Here is an 18,881-nt window from a genome sequence, read left to right on the forward strand (position 1 = left end):
CGTCCGAAAAGCTCGGATGGGATTTTTTTTAAGTAATATTTTCTAAGAAAACGTATTAAAATTGAAGAAAAAAGTGTATCTTTGCAACCAACAAATCATCTAAAAACAAGTGAAGGGGTACACTTGCATGTATTTCCTTAACTAATTAACAATTCAAAAGTAATAATGGAACAGGTATTTAGCTATATCATAAGCTTGGGAGCGAGCGTGATGATGCCAATCATCTTCACGGTCATCGGCTTGTGTATCGGCATGAAATTCGGAAAGGCTTTGAAATCGGGACTCTTCGTAGGTGTGGGTTTCGTGGGCTTGGGTGTGGTGACGGCTTTGCTGACAACCAACTTCAATGACCCTTTGAAGGCAATCTCAGACATCTATCACCTACAGTTGAACGTGTTTGACATGGGTTGGCCTGCAGCCGCTGCCGTGGCTTATAACACAGCGGTGGGTGCCTTGATTATCCCAATCTGCTTGGGAGTCAACTTCCTGATGTTGATAACCAAGACCACCCGTACGGTGAACATCGACCTTTGGAACTACTGGCATTTCGCCTTTATCGGAGCCGTGGCTTACTTCGTGATGGGTGAGAGTCTGCTTTGGGGTTACTTTGCAGCCATCGTCTGCTACATCATTACATTGGTATGTGCAGATTTGACCGCAGAGAAGTTCCAGAAGTACTACGACTTGGATGGTATCTCCATTCCGCAGCCATTCTGCCAGAGCTTCATGCCATTCGCCATCCTCTTCAACAAGGCAATGGATATGATTCCTGGTTTCTCTAAGCTCGATATCGATGCAGAGGGATTGAAGAAGAAGTTTGGCGTGCTGGGTGAGCCATTGGTTCTGGGTGTTATCGTGGGAGCCTTGATTGGTTGGGCAGCACAGCTCGACATCAAGAAGATTCTCTTCCTCGGTGTGACCATGGGAGCCGTGATGGAGCTGATTCCTCGTATCACTTCTCTGTTTATTGACGGTTTGAAGCCTATCTCTGAGAAGACCCAGGAATTGGTGAAGACCAAGTTCAACGGCAAGAAGGTGCATATCGGTATGAGTCCAGCCCTGGTGATTGGTCATCCTACTACCTTGGTAGTATCGGTCATCCTGATTCCGGTTATTCTTGCCATCGCCGTATTCCTGCCAGGCAACCAGTTCTTGCCATTGGCATCATTGGCAGGTATGTTCTACCTCTTCCCAATGATTTTGCCATTTACCAAGGGTAATGTGGTGAAGACCCTGATCATCGGTTTGGTAGCCCTAATTATCGGTCTCTATTTCGTAACCGATATGGCTCCCGACTTTACGATGGCAGCCAACCAGGTTTATGCAGCTACAGGCGATAATGCTGCTCATATCCCTGACGGTTTCGCTGGTGGTGCCCTCGATTTCGCCTCCTCTCTCTTTGGATGGGTTATCTATCGTGGCGTGAAGCTCTCTTACATCGGTATGGGCGTGCTCACCATCATCACCATCGCCCTGATGGTTATCAACCGCCAGCGCATCGTGAAGGAAGAGAGAATGGTAAAAAAGTAAAAAGGTAAAAAAGTAAAATAAAAAAGTAATGAAAAAATTAACATTAATATTAGCAGCAATGGTATTAACAGCAAGTCAGGCTTTTGGCCAGTGTGGTAAGTGTGGATACGAGGTGAAGGCTGAGAATGCCTACACCAACTACAACGTTCGTTATGCTAGCAACCCTATGGATGCCAAGCATTACACAACAGATCGCCTCCGCAGCGAGTTCGCTATCGAGAAGGTGTTCGCTCCTGGTGAGGTAAACTGGACCTACACCATGTTCGACCGTTTCCTCATCGGTGGTGCAGAGCCAACAACCGCTCCTTTGAAGCTGACTTCAATCGCTCCTCTCTATACAGACAAGCCAAACGATCAGAAGAACCTGCTTGACAACCGTGAGTTGGGTATCATCAACATCGGTGGCGAGGGTACTGTTAACGTGGATGGCAAGAAATATACCCTTGGTTTCCAGGAGGCCCTCTATGTAGGTCGTGGTGCTAAGAACATCGAGGTAAGCAGCAAGGATGCAGCCAAGCCAGCTAAGTTCTATATGAACAGTGCCTGCGCTCATCAGACTTATCCTACCAAGAAGGTGACTCTGAAGGATGCCAACAACATCAAGGCTGGTAGCTTGAAGGAGAGCAACGACCGCGTGATTCATCAGTTGATTATCGATGGTGTGGCTGGTGTTCGCACCTGCCAGTTGCAGATGGGTGTCACCGAGTTGAAGGAGGGTTCTGTATGGAACACCATGCCAGCTCATACTCACCTCCGCCGCATGGAGACATACCTTTATTACAATGTACCAGAGGGTCAGAAGATTCTTCACGTAATGGGTGAGCCACAGGAGACCCGTCCTATCTGGCTGAACAACGAGCAGGCCGTGATTGCTCCAGAGTGGTCAATCCACTGCGCTGCCGGCACCAGCAACTATACCTTTATCTGGGGTATGGCAGGTGAAAACCTTATCTATAACGATATGCAGGTAGTGAAGATTCCTACATTAGAATAACAAAACGCTTAAAAACTTAGCAAATGAGCTCTATTTCAACTAGTAAAATGTCCAACTTCCGTTGGGTGATTTGTGCGTTGCTCTTCATTGCGACCACAGTGAATTATATGGACCGTCAGGTTCTGTCGTTAACATGGAAAGACTTCATCGCTCCAGAATTCCACTGGACTGATGACGACTACGGTACGATTACCGGTCTTTTCTCCATCTTCTATGCCATCGCCAACCTCTTTGCAGGTAAGTTTGTGGATTGGATGGGAACCAAGAAGGGTTATCTCATTGCCATCTTCGTATGGTCAACAGGTGCCGTGATGCATGCAGGTTGCGGTTGGGTAGCTATGCAGATGGAGGGTTATGACTCTATCGAGGCACTCCGCATGGTACAGGCTGGTAGTGATGCAGCCGTAGCTATCGCCACCATCAGCGTATGGTTGTTCCTCTCTTGCCGTTTGATTCTTGCAGTGGGTGAGGCTGGTAACTTCCCTGCAGCCATCAAGGTAACAGCCGAGTATTTCCCAAAGAAAGACCGTGCGTTCTCTACTGCCATCTTCAACAGTGGTGCCTCTGTAGGTGCTTTGGCAGCTCCAGCCACCATTCCATTGTTGGCTCGCAGCATGGGCTGGGAGTGGGCTTTCATCATCATCGGTGTGCTCGGTTATGTATGGATGGGTCTCTGGATGTGGCTTTATGAGAAGCCTTCTCAGAGCAAGCATGTAAACAAGGCTGAGCTTACTTACATTGAGCAGGATGAAGACCTTGACAAGGTTGAGGCTGAGAATCAGAACGCAGAGGCAACTGAGGAGAAGACCATCGGCTTCCTGAAGTGCTTCAGCTATCGCCAGACCTGGTCGTTCATCGTGGGTAAGTTGATGACTGATGGTGTATGGTGGTTCTTCCTTTTCTGGGCTCCTGCTTACTTCTCAGATCAGTATGGTTATTCTTCAGATTCTGGTATGGGTATTGCTCTCATCTTTACTCTCTATGCGATTGTAACCGTATTGAGTATTGGTGGTGGTTACTTGCCAACTTACTTTGTAGATAAGAAGGGTATGAATCCATATATCGGTAGAATGCGTGCGATGTTGATTTTCGCTTGCTTCCCATTGCTCGGTTTGATTGCTCAGCCTATGGGTGAGTACAGTGCATGGTGGCCAGCTATCATCATCGGTTTGCTTGGTGCAGGTCATCAGGCATGGTCTGCTAACCTTTATTCTACTATTGGTGATATGTTCCCTAAGTCAACCGTTGCTACCATCACAGGTATTGGTGCGATGGCAGGTGGTATCGGTTCTTTCCTGATCAACAAGGGTTCCGGTATGCTCTTCACCTACGCTGAGGGTCAGGGTTCAGCCTTCACCTTCATGGGCTTCGATGGCAAGCCAGGAGCCTACATGATTGTATTCTGCATCTGTAGTGTGGCTTACCTCGTAGGCTGGTGCATCATGAAAGCATTGGTACCAAAGTACAAGCCTATTGTTGTGGAGTAGTTTATAGTTAACAGTTAACAATTAATAGTTTATAGTTAACAGTTTATAGTTAACACTCTGTTTATCGTTGACTGTTGATTCGTATATCAAATATAAAAGCGCATCGGACTTATAAAAGTTGCCGATGCGCTTTTTCTTATTAATCTGATACCCCTTTTCCTGCCCTTAAAATCTACAAGAATAAATAAATTAGTTTAAAATATAGCGAGGTATCTATTTTTTTTGTAACTTTGCACAAAAACTTAGTAAGATCAATTATTCAATAAACAAAAATGAAGAAACAAGCAGTTATGTTTTTAGCTTTACTCAGCCAAAGTCTAGGCTTGACGTTTGCTGATAATCTGACCGAGACTAGGGGCATCGGACAGTATCCGGGACGCCCATCGCAGTTTACGGCTCCTAAAATGGTGAAGGATCAAACCTATAGGAACATCGCCTTGAACCGAATGGTATATACTTCATCCAACGCTGATTTCAATCTTACGGGACATCTCGTAACCGATGGAATCATCACCAGTAAGGCTCCTTCGTTCTTGTGCGTGAAAACCAATGAGGGAGAGCTGTCTAACCGTGACAAGGAGAAGATGATTGACGGCAATACGGTGACAAGCCAATATATTAAAGGTGAAGATGCTTTCGTGGAGTTCAATTGGGATGCCATGAAGGTGAACCTCAAGAATCTGAAGTTCACCGGTGAGCTGGCTTACTACAAGGAAAAGGCTTCCGAAGGTTATGTGATTCGTGTTTTGGGTTCGCATAATGGTACCAAATGGGAGGTGCTCGGCGAGGAGAAAGGCGCCGGACTTCCTGGTGAGGCTACCAAGCAGCAGGTGAGCTCCGACCCTAATAAATTCCAGGACGTGGTGCGCCTGCCGCTTAGAAAACTGAATGTTAACATTCCTTTGAAGAAGCAGGGCAACTATGAGCATGTTCGCATCGAAATGAAGATGAAGGGTGCGGCATGGTGGCGTATCAAACTCATCGATAACACCACTTCATGGCGTCCATCCATGCACTTTTCAAGTGTCTGGAAATCCGGCTTGACCCATAAGCAGGATGCCAAAGCGCAGTGGCTCTATGTAGATTTGGGTACAGAGGCCGACTTCGACCAGGTGAATCTCTTCTGGGTGAACAAGGCTCGCCACGGAAAGATTCAGGTATCCAATGATGCCAAGAACTGGAGCGATATTGCTACTCTGGGACATCAGAAACAGAAGGGACTGGTAGAGAAGGTGGCTTGCAAGGGTCATGGCAGATATGTGAGACTGCAGTTGATTGAACCAGATGCTTCCGGCCGATTCGCCTTGTCTGAGATGCAGGTGATGGGTAAGGGCGGTTTGCATGCCGAGGCAGCCAATACGCTGGCTTCAAAAAACGGCAAGCAGATGCTCAACCAGTGGCAGCTGCGCCGCGAGGGAAGCAATGCTTGGATTCAGGCTACCGTTCCTGGAACTGTGCTTACCAGCTATATGAATATCGGGGCAGTGCCTGATAACCGCTACGATGATAATATGCGACAGATTTCCGAGTCGTTCTTCAATTCTGATTTCTGGTATCGTACCACCATCAACCATCAGCCTTCTGCCAACAGGAACCAGCATACCTATCTTAACTTCGATGGTATCAACTGGAAGGCAGATATCCTTCTGAATGGTCAGAAGATAGGACGTATCGATGGTGCATTTATCCGTTCCCGCATCGATGTGACGAATAAGTTGAAACCAGGTGCCAACAAGTTGGAGGTGCATGTTATCAAGAATGCCCACTTCGGCGTAGTGAAGCAGAAAAATCTTCAGAACACCGATTTGAATGGTGGTGAGTTGGGTGCTGATAACCCTACCTTCCACGCATCTATCGGATGGGACTGGATTACCAATACCCCAGGTCGTGAAATCGGTATCTGGAATGATGTGTATCTTACTCATGACAATGGTGTAAGTATTTCAGACCCAGTGGTTACATCCACCCTGAACTTGCCTGATACCCTGGCAACGATGACACCATCTGTGTTCCTGCAGAATGCGGACGCTGTGGCAAAGACCGTGAAACTGACGGGTTATATAGGGAAAATCAAGTTTGAGAAGGAAGTAAGTCTGCAGCCAAACGAAAAGCGTGAGGTGGCTTTTGCGCCTGCTGATTATCCACAGCTCAAGAACCAGCGCATGAATCTCTGGTGGCCTAACGGCTATGGTTCACCTTATTTATATGATGCCGGATTCAAGGTATCTGACAAGGTATCTGGCGAGATGCTTTCTGAGCTGACCTATAAGGCTGGTATCCGCCAGATGAGCTATACCGACCTGGAGACCCAGACCAAGATTTACATCAATGGCAAGCGACTGAATCCGCTGGGCGGTAACTGGGGCTTCTCGGAGACCAACCTCAACTATCGCGGACGTGAATATGATGCAGCCGTTCGTTACCATAAGGAGATGAACTACAATATGATTCGCGACTGGGTAGGACAGATTGGCGATGAGGAACTTTACGAGGCATGCGATAAGCATGGTATCATGATATGGCAGGACTTCTGGCTGGCGAACCCATGGGACGGACCAGACCCTGATGACGACAAGATGTTCCTCGAGAACTCTGCCGATTACATCTCCCGTATCCGTAGTCATGCATGTATCGGCATCTATTGCGGCAGAAATGAGGGCTTCCCTCCTGCATCCATTGATAAGGTGCTGAGAGAGCAGGTGAAGGCGATTCATCCACAGTTGGGCTATATTCCTAGCTCCGCCGACCTGGGTGTGAGCGGCCATGGTCCTTACCAGATGAAGTCACCATCTTTCTACTTCGCTAACCAGAGCCATAAGCTGCATTCGGAGCGTGGTATGCCTAATGTTCCTACCTTCGAATCGCTGAGCAGAATGATGGAACCGGAGCATCTGTGGCCACAAAACGATGCCTGGGGACAGCATGATTATACATTGAAGGGTGCCCAGGGAGGTGAATCTTTCAACAACATCATGGAAAAGCGATATGGCAAGCCTCAGAGTGCAGAGCAGTTTACCAAGTGGGCACAGTGGCTGAACTATGATGGTTACCGTGCGATGTACGAGTCTTCTCAGCAAGACCGTCTCGGTTTGCTCATCTGGATGAGTCATGCCTGCTGGCCAAGCATGGTTTGGTGTACCTACGATTATTACTTCGAGCCAACCGCCGCTTACTTTGGTGTGAAGAAGGCTTGCGAGCCATTGCATATCCAGTATAATCCAGTGAAGAAGGTTGCCGAGGTGGTTAACTTTGCCGGTGGTGCCAAGAACGGTCTGGTGGCTAAGGCTCAGATTTTCGATATGTACGGAAAACTGATTAAGGAGGATAGCCAGGAAGTGAATGTGGATGAAGACCAGACTCTTGATGCGGTAAGCGTAAGCGAGCCGGATGAGACTGTTTATTACATCAAGTTGACGCTTCAGCAGAACAACCAGGTGGTATCTGACAACTTTTACGTGATGGGTAAGGAGGAGGACAATCTCCAGGCACTCTCTAAACTGCCAAAGGCAACGGTTGCCATCAGTGGCAAGCGCTTTGTTCAGCAGGGTGAAGAGTGGATTGGCGAGGTTGAAATCCGCAACACGGGCAATGTGCCAGCTCTCTTGATCCGTTTGAACCTGAAGGGTGGTGATGGCGAGCAGATTCTGCCTGTTATCTACAGCGACAACTACTTCAGTCTGATGCCGAATGAGTGCAAGAAGATTAAGGTATCTTATCGCAATGAGGATGGCAGAGGTCAGGCTCCATACGTGGAGATTACCGGTTTTAACAAGTAAACAAAAAAGCGCATCAGAATTCTGATGCGCTTTTTTGTTTACTTGAGGAATCCCTGTTGCTTGAGGGCATCGAGAAAACCGATGCTCATGGCTTCGCAATCCTTCTTGGTATATCGGATGTCGGTGAATACCTGGGCGAGGGTTTCTACGTTGTTGATGCGTACAAACTCCTTATTCTCTTCCAGCGATTCCTTCTCGGCGTAGAAATCATCTATCTTTTCTGGGTTGTAATCCTCGAAATGCTCGTTGTGGATGATGCTGCGCAATGGCAGGCGGTCGGTCTGGGCAGGCTGTTCGGCTGGCCATCCTACGGTGAGTGTAGCAACTGGCATCACGAGTTTCGGCAACTTCAGGGTGTCGATGATCATCTTTGGCATGTAGACCGTGGTGCCCAGGAAGCAGGTTCCCAAACCAGCCTCTTCTGCCAGGTTGGTGAATGTCTGGGTGAAGAGCAGGGCGTCGGTAGCCGCATTCATGAACGAGAGGATGTTGTCGTATCCCGGAGTACCATTGCGGTTTTCCGCCCAGAGGGTGGTGCGGCGATAGTCGGCGCAGATGGTGAGCACCACAGGAGCGCCTGTTACCATCGGCTGGTTGAAGTGGGCAGGAGCCAGGGCTTTCTTGCCTTCTTCGCTTCGGGTTACCACCACGCTGTAGAGCTGCAGGTTGCCCATGGTAGGGGTGCGCATCGCCTCTTCGAGCAACTGGTTCAAAAGTTCATCTGTTACCTCTTTGTCGGCATATTTGCGGATAGAGGTTCTGTTCTTGATTGATTCCATATCTTTTTTCCTTTTTTAATGCAAAGATACTGAAAGTTTTCCGAAAACGGCCGTCTTCTATAGTAATTTTTGGTTAATTATCGTTCAATCAGCGAATTTTTGAAGAAATATCTGCCCAAACGTTTCATATTTTAGAAATATTGTTTTAATTTTGCAGCTAATTATTAAACGTTTGATATGAAATATACTGAAGATATGAGCTTCGAAGAAGCTAGCCAGGCTTTTCTGGCGGAGATGAAGGCCGGTTTGGCTACTCTTCACGAGCATTTTGATGGAGAAACCACCGATTGGGAAAAACTCCATCTACCTTTGGCTAAAATGATCTCTAATGAGACGCATGGTACCCTCTGCGACCCGGAGGTGGTGGAAGTGCGCCCTAAGGAATTGGAGTGTGATGTGGTGAGATACCAGAATAATAAAGAAAAATGGGTTGCCCTGGTGGGATTGCTCAACGGGCATCCATACGAGATATTTACCGGTTTGCAGGATGAAGACGAAGGCATCATGCTCCCGAAATCCGTGACCAAGGGAAAGATTATCAAGACTGTGACCGGAGAGGGACAGAAACGATACGACTTCCAGTTTGTCAACAAGCGTGGCTATAAGATTACCGTCGAGGGATTGAGCGAGAAGTTCAATCCGGAGTATTGGAACTATGCCAAGCTGATTTCCGGCGTGCTGCGCTATCGCATGCCTATCGCCAACGTCATCAAACTGGTTGATCAGCTTCAGCTTACCTCTGAAACCCTCAACACCTGGCGTGTGGGAGTGGAGAGAGCCCTTAAGAAGTATCTCAACGAAGAGAATGGAGAGGAGAAGAACGTTGTTGATGAAAGGAACGGTGTTGAAGAAAATAACTCTCTAGAAAATGCTGGCGATGGTGAAGAGCAGTAAGATCTTTCTTAAGAATATTCGCTTCCATGCCTATCATGGAGTGCTGGAGCAAGAGAATACGGTGGGCAACGATTATCTCGTCAATCTGTCGCTGGAATACGATTTCACCCGTGCCATGCAGACCGATGAACTCAGCGGCACCATCAATTACGCTGAGGTGTATGAACTGCTGAAAAGAGAAATGGCGAAGCCTAGCAAGCTTCTTGAGCATGTGGCTGGCAGAATCGGCGATTCGCTCTTTGCCGCCTATCCTTCCATCAAGGAAATACAATTGTCTGTTACCAAGATAAATCCGCCGATGGGAGCCGATAGTGACGGCGCTGGGGTGGAAGTTGTATTAACAAATGATAAAACTTAACTGTAGATTTAGGTTTTCTGATAATAAAGTAGTAATTTTGCAAAATCATCTGAATGATGTGTAAGAAAATAACATTGCTGTTGGCTTTGATGTGTATGCTGGTAGTGACGGCGTTCGCAGCCAACAAGCGTTTTACGCTGGTTATCGACCCAGGACATGGCGGCCATGATGCTGGTGCAAGAGGTGCCATCTCCATGGAGAAGAATATCAATCTTACCGTGGCTCTGCGCTTCGGTAAATACGTGGAACAGAACATGCCTGAGGTGCGTGTTATCTATACCCGAAAGCAGGATGTGTTTATTCCGCTTCACGAGCGTGCGAATATCGCCAATCGTGCCAATGCCGACCTGTTTATCTCTGTGCATACCAATGCGCTTCCGGCAGGCAAGGTGGCACGTGGCTTCGAGACCTATACGCTGGGTATGCACCGCGCCAAGGACAATCTGGATGTGGCGATGCGAGAGAACTCGGTGATTTCGATGGAGAAGGGCTTTGAGCAGACTTACGAAGGTTTCGACCCGAAATCTTCTGAGAGTTACATCATCTTCGAGTTCATCCAGGGTAAGAATATGGAGCGCAGCGTGGATCTGGCTCGAATGATTCAGCGCAGCGTGTGCGATAGCGGTTGCCGTCCTGACAAAGGCGTTCATCAGGCTGGATTCCTGGTGCTTAGAGAAACTTCGATGCCGAGCTGTTTGATAGAGTTGGGTTTCATCACTACGCCTGATGAGGAGCGGCTCTTGAATGATAATGCCAAGGTTGACGACATCGCCAAAGGCATCTACGAGGCTTTCGCCAAGTATAAGAACAAGTACGACCGGTCGGTTTCCGTGCCTTATCGTGCTGCGAATCGACAGGAAAGCACCCTGCCGAAAATCGTTCCGGATTCTTATAAGGAAGAGGCGGAAAACAGAAGGGTGAAGAAGCAGGAACCCGTAAGGAGAACGAGAGCATCAAAAACTGATGATTCTGACAGAAAGGCTGATACGGTAGCTTCTCAGTCGCGAAATGCTCCGAAAGATGCACCGGTGTTCAAACTTCAGATATTCGTAGGCAATCGGAATCTCCGAAAGGGCGATGCTCATTTCAAGGGTGAGACGGAATTCGACAGTTTCCAGGAGGGCAACCTGGTGAAATACACCTTGGGGGCATCTACCAACTATAATGAGATTTATCGCTTGCGCAAGGAAAAGATGGAGAAGTTCCCGGAAGCATTCATTATCGCCTTCAAGAATGGGAAGAAGTATGATGTGAATCAGGCTATCCGAGAATTCAAGCAGAATAGGAACAGATAATAAAAAGAACAAAATTAGATAGATATGAAACTTACAAAGGAAATTAGGATAGCGTTGGTAGCTGTTGTTGGTATCTTGGTGATGTATTTCGGAATCAATTTTCTGAAAGGCATCAACCTATTTTCCACCAACAACACCTATTATATGACGTTTGATGACATCCAGGGTCTGGGCGCCTCTACTCCTATCTATGCCGATGGTTACAAGGTGGGAACGGTAGACAAGGTGGATTTCGACTATTCGGGTGATGGTCCTATCAAGGTGAAGGCCGACATCAATAAGGATTTGAGAATTCCTGCGGGGAGCAAGGCTGAGATAGAGAAAGACATCATGGGCAATCTCCAGGTGAACCTTCTGCTTGCCAACAATCCGCGCCAGAGAATAGAACCAGGTGATATTATTCCTGGCTATGTGAACGCCGGAATGATGGGAAAGGCGGCCGAACTGGTGCCGGTGGTAGAGAAGATGTTGCCTAAGTTGGATTCCATCCTCACAAACGTGAATGCCCTTCTGGCTGATCCTGCCCTGGCAGCTTCGCTTCACAACGTGGAGACCATCACCAACAACCTCACCGTTTCTACCCGAGAGTTGAATACGCTGATGGCTGGTCTCAACAAGCAGGTGCCTGGCATGATTGGCAAGGCGAATGGTGTGCTCGATAATACCAATCGACTGACGGCAAACCTGGCTAGCCTCGATGTGCAGGGCACACTCAACAGAGTGAATGCCACACTGGAGGGTGCGCAGAAGTTTACCGACCAGTTGAACAGCGGAAAGGGTAGTCTGGGCTTGTTGATGAACGATACCAAGCTCTATGACAACCTGACCTCTACGATGTCGCACGCAGATTCTCTGGTCATCGACCTGAAGGCGCATCCAAAGCGTTATGTTCACTTCTCTATCTTCGGCAAGAAAGACAAGTAAAAGGGGCGTTTTTGTCCTAAAATGCTAGGAAATCAGGAAACAGCTTAAATTAATTTTGTCTAAATAATAAAGACGATGTTTCACGCCCCGAAATGTGAACCGAACTTGTTGTAGTTTAGCCATTTCGGGGTGTTGCAAAATTGTTTCACTGTCACTAAAACGCAACTGTGGATAACTTTCTTAGTTGCTTGATTCTCAGTTGGTTGTAAGTGTGTCTTAAAATATTATAAATGGGGTGATTTGCTACTCTCCGTTTTTTTTCGTAACTTTGCAACCGATTTCGCATCCAGGTGGTGTGGAGATATTTCAAAATCTTTAAAAATAGGTTAATTAAACAATTTAAAATATTAGGTAATAAGTGTCAATGTTAGCAAGTCCAAAGGCGCTTTGGGACAATAGTCTTTTGTTCATAAAGGATAATGTTTCGGAGCAGCAATATAATACATGGTTTAGACCAATAGTCTTCGAGTCGTATAAACCTTCGACTAAGACTTTATTGGTTCAAGTTCCAAGTCCGTTTGTATACGAGTACTTGGAACAGAATTATGTTGGCTTGTTAAGTAAGGTGCTTCATCGAAATTTTGGCGACGGAATCCGTCTCACCTATCGTGTGGTAGCTGCTGATAAACAGCAGCCTGTGGCGCAGGGAGTAGATGCCGAAGCGAGCGACGATGTTGATACCTCGCGAAATGCGATGAATCATCAGGTAGGAATGCCAGCCGATGTTCAGCAGCAGGAAGACATTGATACCCAGCTTGACCCAAAGCTCACCTTTAATACATACGTAGAGGGAGACAGCAACAAGCTGCCTCGATCGGTGGGATTGTCTATTGCTGAGCATCCGAACACTACGCAGTTTAACCCGATGTTTGTCTATGGTCCTTCTGGTAGCGGAAAGACTCATTTGGTGAATGCCATCGGATTGAGAGCCAAGCAGTTGTATCCTCAGAAACGAGTGCTTTACGTAAGTGCCCGTCTCTTCCAAACGCAATATACGGATGCTGTGCTGCATAATGCAAGCAACGATTTCATCAACTTCTATCAGTCTATCGATATTCTGATTGTGGATGATGTGCAGGATTGGGCAGGAAAGGCTAAGACCTTGAACACCTTCTTCCATATTTTCAACCACCTCTTCCGCAATGGTAAGCGAATCATTCTGGCAAGCGACCGACCTCCTGTGGAGTTGAAGGACATGCCTGATCGTCTGATTACCCGTTTCTCTTGTGGATTGGTAGCTGAGTTGGAGAAGCCAAATGTGGAACTTTGTGTCGATATCGTGAGCAGTCAGGTTCGCAAAGACGGCTTGAAGATTCCTAAGGATGTGGTTTCTTACATCGCCCAGACCTGTAACGGCAGTGTTCGTGACTTGCAGGGTGCCATCAATGGCCTGTTGGCTTATAGCATCGTTTACAACAGCAGCATCGATATCAAGTTGGCTGAACGTGTGGTAAAGCGTGCCGTGAAGGTAGAGGAGAGTACCAAGACTCTCACCCTTGATGAAGTGGTAGAGGCTGTATGCTCTCATTATAAGGTGACGGTGGCTGCCGTAAACAGCAAGAGTCGCAAGCGTGAGTATGTGGAGGCACGTCAGGTGGCGATGTATCTGGCACAGAAACTTATCAAGATGCCGGCTTCGAGAGTGGGCAAACTGATTGGTAATCGTGATCATAGCACCGTTATCCACAGTACTACAAAGGTGGAGGAACGCTTGAAGGTGGACGCTGAGTTCAGCGATGAACTGGCAAGCATCGAGAGCGGCTTGAAAATAAAGAAGTAATTCTAGGGCGTTTTTTTTCTAAAGAAGCCCTGATCACATAGATAAGCACGGAACCTTGGTATAGTGGTTCTCGTTTATATAAATGAAATAAAAGGAAGTCTGGCAAGTTTGTATTTGCCTTGGCTTCCTTTTTCCGTCTATAAACTGTTAACTGTAAACTATCAACTCTTTTTCATCATCATCTTCTTCCATTTAAAGTATCCGGCTACGGCGATGATGACGTAGAGACCGTAAAGTCCAGCCTTGAAAGGGATGCCTTTGACGATATAGAGATAGAAGCAAACGGCATCTACGATAATCCAGAAGAACCACTGCTCGATATATTTGCGTGCCAGCGCCCAGAGACCCACAAAGCTCAGGGCATTGGTGAAGCTGTCTTGCATAGGAACCGTAGAGTTGGTGAAAGTTATCAGTATATAATAGGTGATGCCCCAGGCTGCCAGGAAGAACAGAAGTGTAGGGAGATAGAGCGACTTCTTCATATAGGTAATCGGAAGTTCTTCTTTCTCCTTCTGGTTGTGCTTCTTGCCATATTTCCATACGGCATAACCATATATACCGGCTATCGTATAGTAGACCGCCATACCTGCATCGCCATAAAGACCATGGCTCCAATAGAGCCATACGTCCAGGGCAGGCATGATGATGCCTACCAGCCAGAGCCAGATACTGGCACGGTACTCCAACAGGATATAAACCAGTCCGAGTACCGTGGTAAAGATGTCTAAACCATGTGATGCAATATAATCCATCATGATGATTTCTGATTAGAACTTCAATGTAAGATGCGTCATCCAGGTGGTATCTGCCATCGGGATGTAGGCTATCTGCTTGAATCTGTTGTCCAATGTATATCCGTAACCGATAGCATTCCCCCAGGTGAATGCGCTGGCTGCATAGTGGCGGTTGAAGATATTGTTGATGTCCACACCGAAGCTTACCTCCTTGATGCCGAGTACCTTGGTTACCTTAGTGCTGTAGTTCAGGCTCAGGTCGCTCTGTGAATAGCATGGCAGTGAGAAGTCGCGGTCTTCTGTGTTGGTAATATATTGGCGACTTACAAAGTTGGTGTGCCAGGTAGCTGAGAAACCGGCATAGTGGATGTCGATGAATCCGTTCAGGATGGCTGATGGAGAATAAGACAGGGTTGAGTTGTCGTAATGTACTACGCCTGGCTTCTTATCGTCTTCCCAGTTGCTTACAAACTCATCAAAGTCCTTGATCTTGTTCTTGCTCAAAGCGGCATTTCCTTCTACAGACAACCATGACAATGGTGCCCAGCCGGCTGTCAGCTCTACGCCCATACGGTAAGAATCCTTGATGTTGGTGGTCAGTGCCTCGCCGATGTCACTCAGCTGTCCGGTCTGAGCCAGCTGGTTGTCATAATCCATATAGTAGAAGTTGGCGCCTGCATGCCAGTTGTCGCCCTGATACTGATAGCCGAACTCTACATCGAGCAGCTTCTCCTCTTTAGGGAATGGATAGTTGAAGTTGTCGGTAAAGTTGTTGCGCTCTGGCTCGCGGTTGCTGTAGGCTACAGATGCGTATGCCTTGTGGCCATCCTTGTTGAAGCTGATACCTGCCTTAGGGTTGAAGAAGTTGTACTTCTCGTTGATGTTCAGCTCCTGGTTCTTGTAGCTGCCGTCTGCCTGGGCGATAAATTTATCGTTGATACCGTCGGTCTTGTATTCTACACGGCGATACTGCAGGTCAGCGAAGGCATTCCAGTAGTCTGCAAAGCGATAGCTTGCCTTGACGAAGGCGCTGTAGTCATACTTGTGGGCATCAGAATCATAGTACTTATACTGGCCGTTGCTGCCTAAGAACTTCTTCTCGGCATCCTGGTTGGCGATATAAGTAAGGTATCCCCAGTGGTTGCCGCGGAACTGCTGCAGGTTCAATCCGCCGATAACATCCCAGTGCTCATCCTTGTAGTTGGTATTGTATACCATGCCGTAGGTATGCTGGGTGAGTCCCTTCTTGCGGATGAAGTCAGACTTCTTAATGAAATTACCCTCTGCATCCTTGTAAACGAGTCCGAACTTGGCAAACTTGGCGTTGTTCTTGAACTCCTTGTAGTAGCCGTAGCCATAGGTATAATGCAGTGAGAGGCTGTGGCTCCAGTGGCTGCTTGGTGTCCAGGTAGCCGAAAGGATGTTGTGGTTCTGATAGAAGTTATCAGTAGTCTTGTCCCATTTGCTTCCGTCGCGCAGGGTATAAGGAGTGATGGTATAATCGCCCTTGTCGTTGCGAACCATATCGCCTGTCAGCACGTTAAACTTATCCAGACCAGCCTTATACATATCTTTATAAGTGCGGATGCCATCCTGAAGGAGGCTGAAGTTAGAGTTGTAATCTCCGCCCAGCACACCGTTCCAAGCCTGACCGGTCTTCTCGAAGTTGCCGATGTTCTTGTAGCTTATCTTGAAGTTATCGCCCAGCCAGGTCAGTCCGCCATAGTAAGAACCTGAGCGGCCTGCTGTGCCGTCTACATAACCGTCGGTAGCTGTCTCGTGATAAGCACCGTCAAAAATCAGATGCTTGCCGAGCAGACCTGTAGAGAAGCTGGCGCCTGTATGATAGGTATTGTAAGAACCGAAAGAACCGGTAACTTCTGCAGTAGGGGTGAGCGAAGGAGCAGCTGTAGCCATAGAGATGCTTCCGCCGAAGGCACCGTCGCCATTGGTAGAAGAGCCTACGCCGCGCTGTACCTGGATGCTGCCCAGGAGCGAAGAATAACTGTTCATGTTAGCCCAGAAAACGGTCTGGTCTTCCGGTGAGTTGAGGGCCACTCCGTCGAGTGTTACATTGATGCGGCTTCCGGCAGCGCCACGAATGCGCATATAGGTAGTACCGGTGCCGATACCGTTCTCACTCCAGGCGAGGATGCCCGGTGTACGAGAAAGGAGAAATGGCAATTCCTGACCTGAGCAAGAGAATTGTTTGAGTTCTGATTTCCTGATGTTAGCCACGGCGTATGGAGCTTCCTTTGTGGCACGTACGCCTTTTACAATCACTTCGTTCAAATTCTGCACCTTCAAGGTGTCGATTTTTGTCTGTGCCAGTGCAGCCTGGCTTGCCAAAGAGCAAAACGCTACACTGAGTGCGATCCCGTTGAATCTTTTCATTTATTTAAATTAAAAACATCATATAAGGGGGAATTTGCCTTATTTTCCTACGCCAGCATTACCTGGTTCAGGTCGATGGGTATATTCTCAGCATCCGCTTTTTTCTCATTTCCGGCGGTAGCACCCCTTAGTTAGCTCTCTGCTAACCGGGTGCAAAGTTACAAATAAATTTTAATCCCGCAAAATTTATGTAGATTTTTACTATATTTGTGTCCTTTTATCATTCCTCAAGCGAGGATACATTTAAATAAAACCATTTTTTTCGTCCTTTTATTCACTTTTTCCCCATTTCTCCCCTCCGTTTAAAAATAAAATTTGTACTTTTGCATGCGTATTAAGACGATTAAACAGTAATCTTGGCAGATGCCAAATACAAAAATAAGAAAGAAATGGATACATTATATTTATTGCAGTTCGCCTGTTTCCTATTTATGTTCATCAATATCCTCATCCTGGGTATTACCCGCCTGCACATGAAGTGGATGAATCGGCGATATGAAGTGTCACGATGGCTGATTATCGGAGCCATGGTAGGACTGGCCATACAATTTCTCATGCAGATGCTTCTGGGCTTCCGGGCTCAAGACGCTGCAGTGGGAGCCGTATTCAACATGCTGGCCTATCCCCCTTGCTTCTCGCTCATCTCTATTGGCATTTACAATATCGAGGCAACGCATGCCAACCGCCGGAAGATGAACATCGTCTGCGCCAGCATTTATGCCGCCATATTGGCTGCCTTCTGCATCGGCTTTATCCAGAGCGGAAACTTCCATATCGGCAGCTGGATTTATGTGATGATAGTCCTGTTCGGCATCAACGTAGCCTATTGCATCTATATGATAATAGTGGAAATCAGAAAGCGCAGAAGGATGCTTGAGGTGATGGCTGGTTACGATATCCTGCCTTACGTGAGATATGCGCGAGCCAGTGTATTCATCGTTTTTTTCCCTGCAGTAGCCCTGCCTTTTGCAGTTCTTTCCACCAAATCTCTATATGTAATCGGACCTCTGGGACTGCTTGCCGTCTTTTTCTTCACGCTCAGTTTTATGGCTTTGGGCTATAATTACGTACCTTCCGAAGAACTTCTGGATAAGGAGGAAGAAGAGGATGCTGCCATGGAAAGCGTGGGAGACGATGCCGTTTTAGAACCGCAGGAAGAAGAAGTTGCTGATAACAAAGAAACTTTACAATTGCAGTATGCTGAAAGACGGCAGAAAATCATCCGCGAGAAACTGGAAACCTGGTGTGCCAATGGAGGATACAGGGATACCATATTGAATATGGTTACCCTGTCACGCACGTTGGATATCCCTAAGCCGGAGCTATCCAAATACTTCTCGGGTCTCAATACCACCTTCCGTTTCTGGCTTGCCGAGGTACGTTTTGAGGCTGCCAAAAAGATGATTTTGGAGAACCCCAACTATAGCAATGATATGATTTCTGCCGAGTGCGGCTTCTCTTCCCGCTCCAATCTCTACCGTATGTTCAAAGAGAAAGAAGGCTGTTCTCCTACGGCTTGGAGAGAGAAGAACTGTTAAAGAATGTATAAAAGGTGTCCATTTGCCCACCAAATGGACACCTATTTTGTAGCAACTGGACACCTAGTGGGGGCAACTGGACACCTTGTTTCAAAGAAAAACACTATCTTTGCACCATGAAAAGTATAATAGATTCATTTGCCAAAGAAGAACAGGCTATCCTGATAGTAGCTTTGTTTCTCCTCATTTATGTTGGCACCATGATTAATGTCATGGTGAGGGAATATAGGACCTATCTTGATGATTACCCGATGTATCATTTCAGCTTGGGTGATTTCATCAGGAGAGGGCGTTTCTATATCTGCCTCATTCTCGGCGTAGTGTTTATCACGTTCGTGTGTCTGGTAGTCAGTCTGATGGCAATCAGTATTCAGTAATTTATTGATAAAAAATAATAA

General features: G+C 47.1%; 13 protein-coding genes and 1 pseudogene. 11 read left to right on the forward strand and 3 right to left on the reverse strand.

What is annotated here, in order from left to right:
* The first annotated feature begins 165 nt into the window (after nt 1–165).
* The 4 genes from V8Z93_RS05445 (at nt 166) to V8Z93_RS05460 (ending at nt 7,787) form a co-directional block, all read left to right on the forward strand.
* Nucleotides 166–1,530 (forward strand): PTS galactitol transporter subunit IIC, encoded by a 1,365-nt coding sequence (locus V8Z93_RS05445; RefSeq protein ID WP_217762627.1) that lies wholly within the window; start codon nt 166–168, stop codon nt 1,528–1,530.
* Between the two features lie 28 nt (nt 1,531–1,558).
* Nucleotides 1,559–2,524: a 5-dehydro-4-deoxy-D-glucuronate isomerase gene (gene kduI / locus V8Z93_RS05450; protein ID WP_203041339.1), complete on the forward strand. Its 966-nt coding sequence runs from the start codon at nt 1,559–1,561 to the stop codon at nt 2,522–2,524.
* 23 nt (nt 2,525–2,547) lie between these two features.
* Nucleotides 2,548–4,011 (forward strand): MFS transporter, encoded by a 1,464-nt coding sequence (locus V8Z93_RS05455; protein WP_203050046.1) that lies wholly within the window; start codon nt 2,548–2,550, stop codon nt 4,009–4,011.
* Nucleotides 4,012–4,283: 272 nt separating this feature from the next.
* Entirely contained in the window at nt 4,284–7,787 is a 3,504-nt protein-coding gene (locus V8Z93_RS05460) for a glycosyl hydrolase 2 galactose-binding domain-containing protein (protein ID WP_439432618.1), read from the forward strand.
* Between the two features lie 38 nt (nt 7,788–7,825).
* Here V8Z93_RS05460 and V8Z93_RS05465 read toward each other — a convergent pair whose 3' ends face one another.
* Entirely contained in the window at nt 7,826–8,566 is a 741-nt protein-coding gene (locus V8Z93_RS05465) for a nitroreductase family protein (protein ID WP_439432619.1), read from the reverse strand.
* A 354-nt stretch (nt 8,567–8,920) separates the two neighbouring features.
* Here V8Z93_RS05465 and V8Z93_RS05470 point away from each other — a divergent pair.
* From V8Z93_RS05470 to dnaA, 5 genes and pseudogenes are all read left to right on the forward strand, one after another.
* Nucleotides 8,921–9,361, forward strand: a pseudogene (locus V8Z93_RS05470) (adenosylcobalamin-dependent ribonucleoside-diphosphate reductase); the annotation flags it as partial.
* 82 nt (nt 9,362–9,443) lie between these two features.
* A complete protein-coding gene (gene folB, locus V8Z93_RS05475; protein ID WP_203041343.1) occupies nt 9,444–9,818 on the forward strand; it encodes a dihydroneopterin aldolase in 375 nt (124 codons plus the stop codon).
* 56 nt (nt 9,819–9,874) lie between these two features.
* Nucleotides 9,875–11,113 carry an N-acetylmuramoyl-L-alanine amidase family protein gene (locus V8Z93_RS05480; RefSeq protein ID WP_439432829.1) on the forward strand — a complete coding sequence of 413 codons (1,239 nt, stop codon included), beginning with the start codon at nt 9,875–9,877 and terminating at the stop codon, nt 11,111–11,113.
* Between the two features lie 24 nt (nt 11,114–11,137).
* Nucleotides 11,138–12,037: an MlaD family protein gene (locus V8Z93_RS05485; RefSeq protein ID WP_203041345.1), complete on the forward strand. Its 900-nt coding sequence runs from the start codon at nt 11,138–11,140 to the stop codon at nt 12,035–12,037.
* Nucleotides 12,038–12,401: 364 nt separating this feature from the next.
* Nucleotides 12,402–13,817: a chromosomal replication initiator protein DnaA gene (dnaA, locus tag V8Z93_RS05490; RefSeq protein WP_439432620.1), complete on the forward strand. Its 1,416-nt coding sequence runs from the start codon at nt 12,402–12,404 to the stop codon at nt 13,815–13,817.
* A gap of 161 nt (nt 13,818–13,978) precedes the next feature.
* Here dnaA and pnuC read toward each other — a convergent pair whose 3' ends face one another.
* Together pnuC and V8Z93_RS05500 are read right to left on the reverse strand one after the other, a co-directional pair.
* Complete coding sequence (pnuC, locus tag V8Z93_RS05495) at nt 13,979–14,572, reverse strand: nicotinamide riboside transporter PnuC (RefSeq protein WP_439432621.1); 594 nt, start codon at nt 14,570–14,572, stop codon at nt 13,979–13,981.
* 12 nt (nt 14,573–14,584) lie between these two features.
* Nucleotides 14,585–16,945: a TonB-dependent receptor gene (locus V8Z93_RS05500; RefSeq protein ID WP_439432622.1), complete on the reverse strand. Its 2,361-nt coding sequence runs from the start codon at nt 16,943–16,945 to the stop codon at nt 14,585–14,587.
* 389 nt (nt 16,946–17,334) lie between these two features.
* On the opposite strand from V8Z93_RS05500, the gene V8Z93_RS05505 reads away from it, so the two are divergent.
* Entirely contained in the window at nt 17,335–18,483 is a 1,149-nt protein-coding gene (locus tag V8Z93_RS05505) for a helix-turn-helix domain-containing protein (RefSeq protein WP_439432623.1), read from the forward strand.
* A gap of 116 nt (nt 18,484–18,599) precedes the next feature.
* The gene (locus V8Z93_RS05510) at nt 18,600–18,860 is read left to right on the forward strand and encodes a hypothetical protein (RefSeq protein ID WP_118063671.1); all 261 of its coding nucleotides are present in this window, start codon (nt 18,600–18,602) and stop codon (nt 18,858–18,860) included.
* Nucleotides 18,861–18,881: the final 21 nt, after the last annotated feature.

Origin of the sequence: Segatella copri, assembly GCF_051861805.1 — a bacterium.
Lineage (GTDB): Bacteria > Bacteroidota > Bacteroidia > Bacteroidales > Bacteroidaceae > Prevotella > Prevotella copri_M.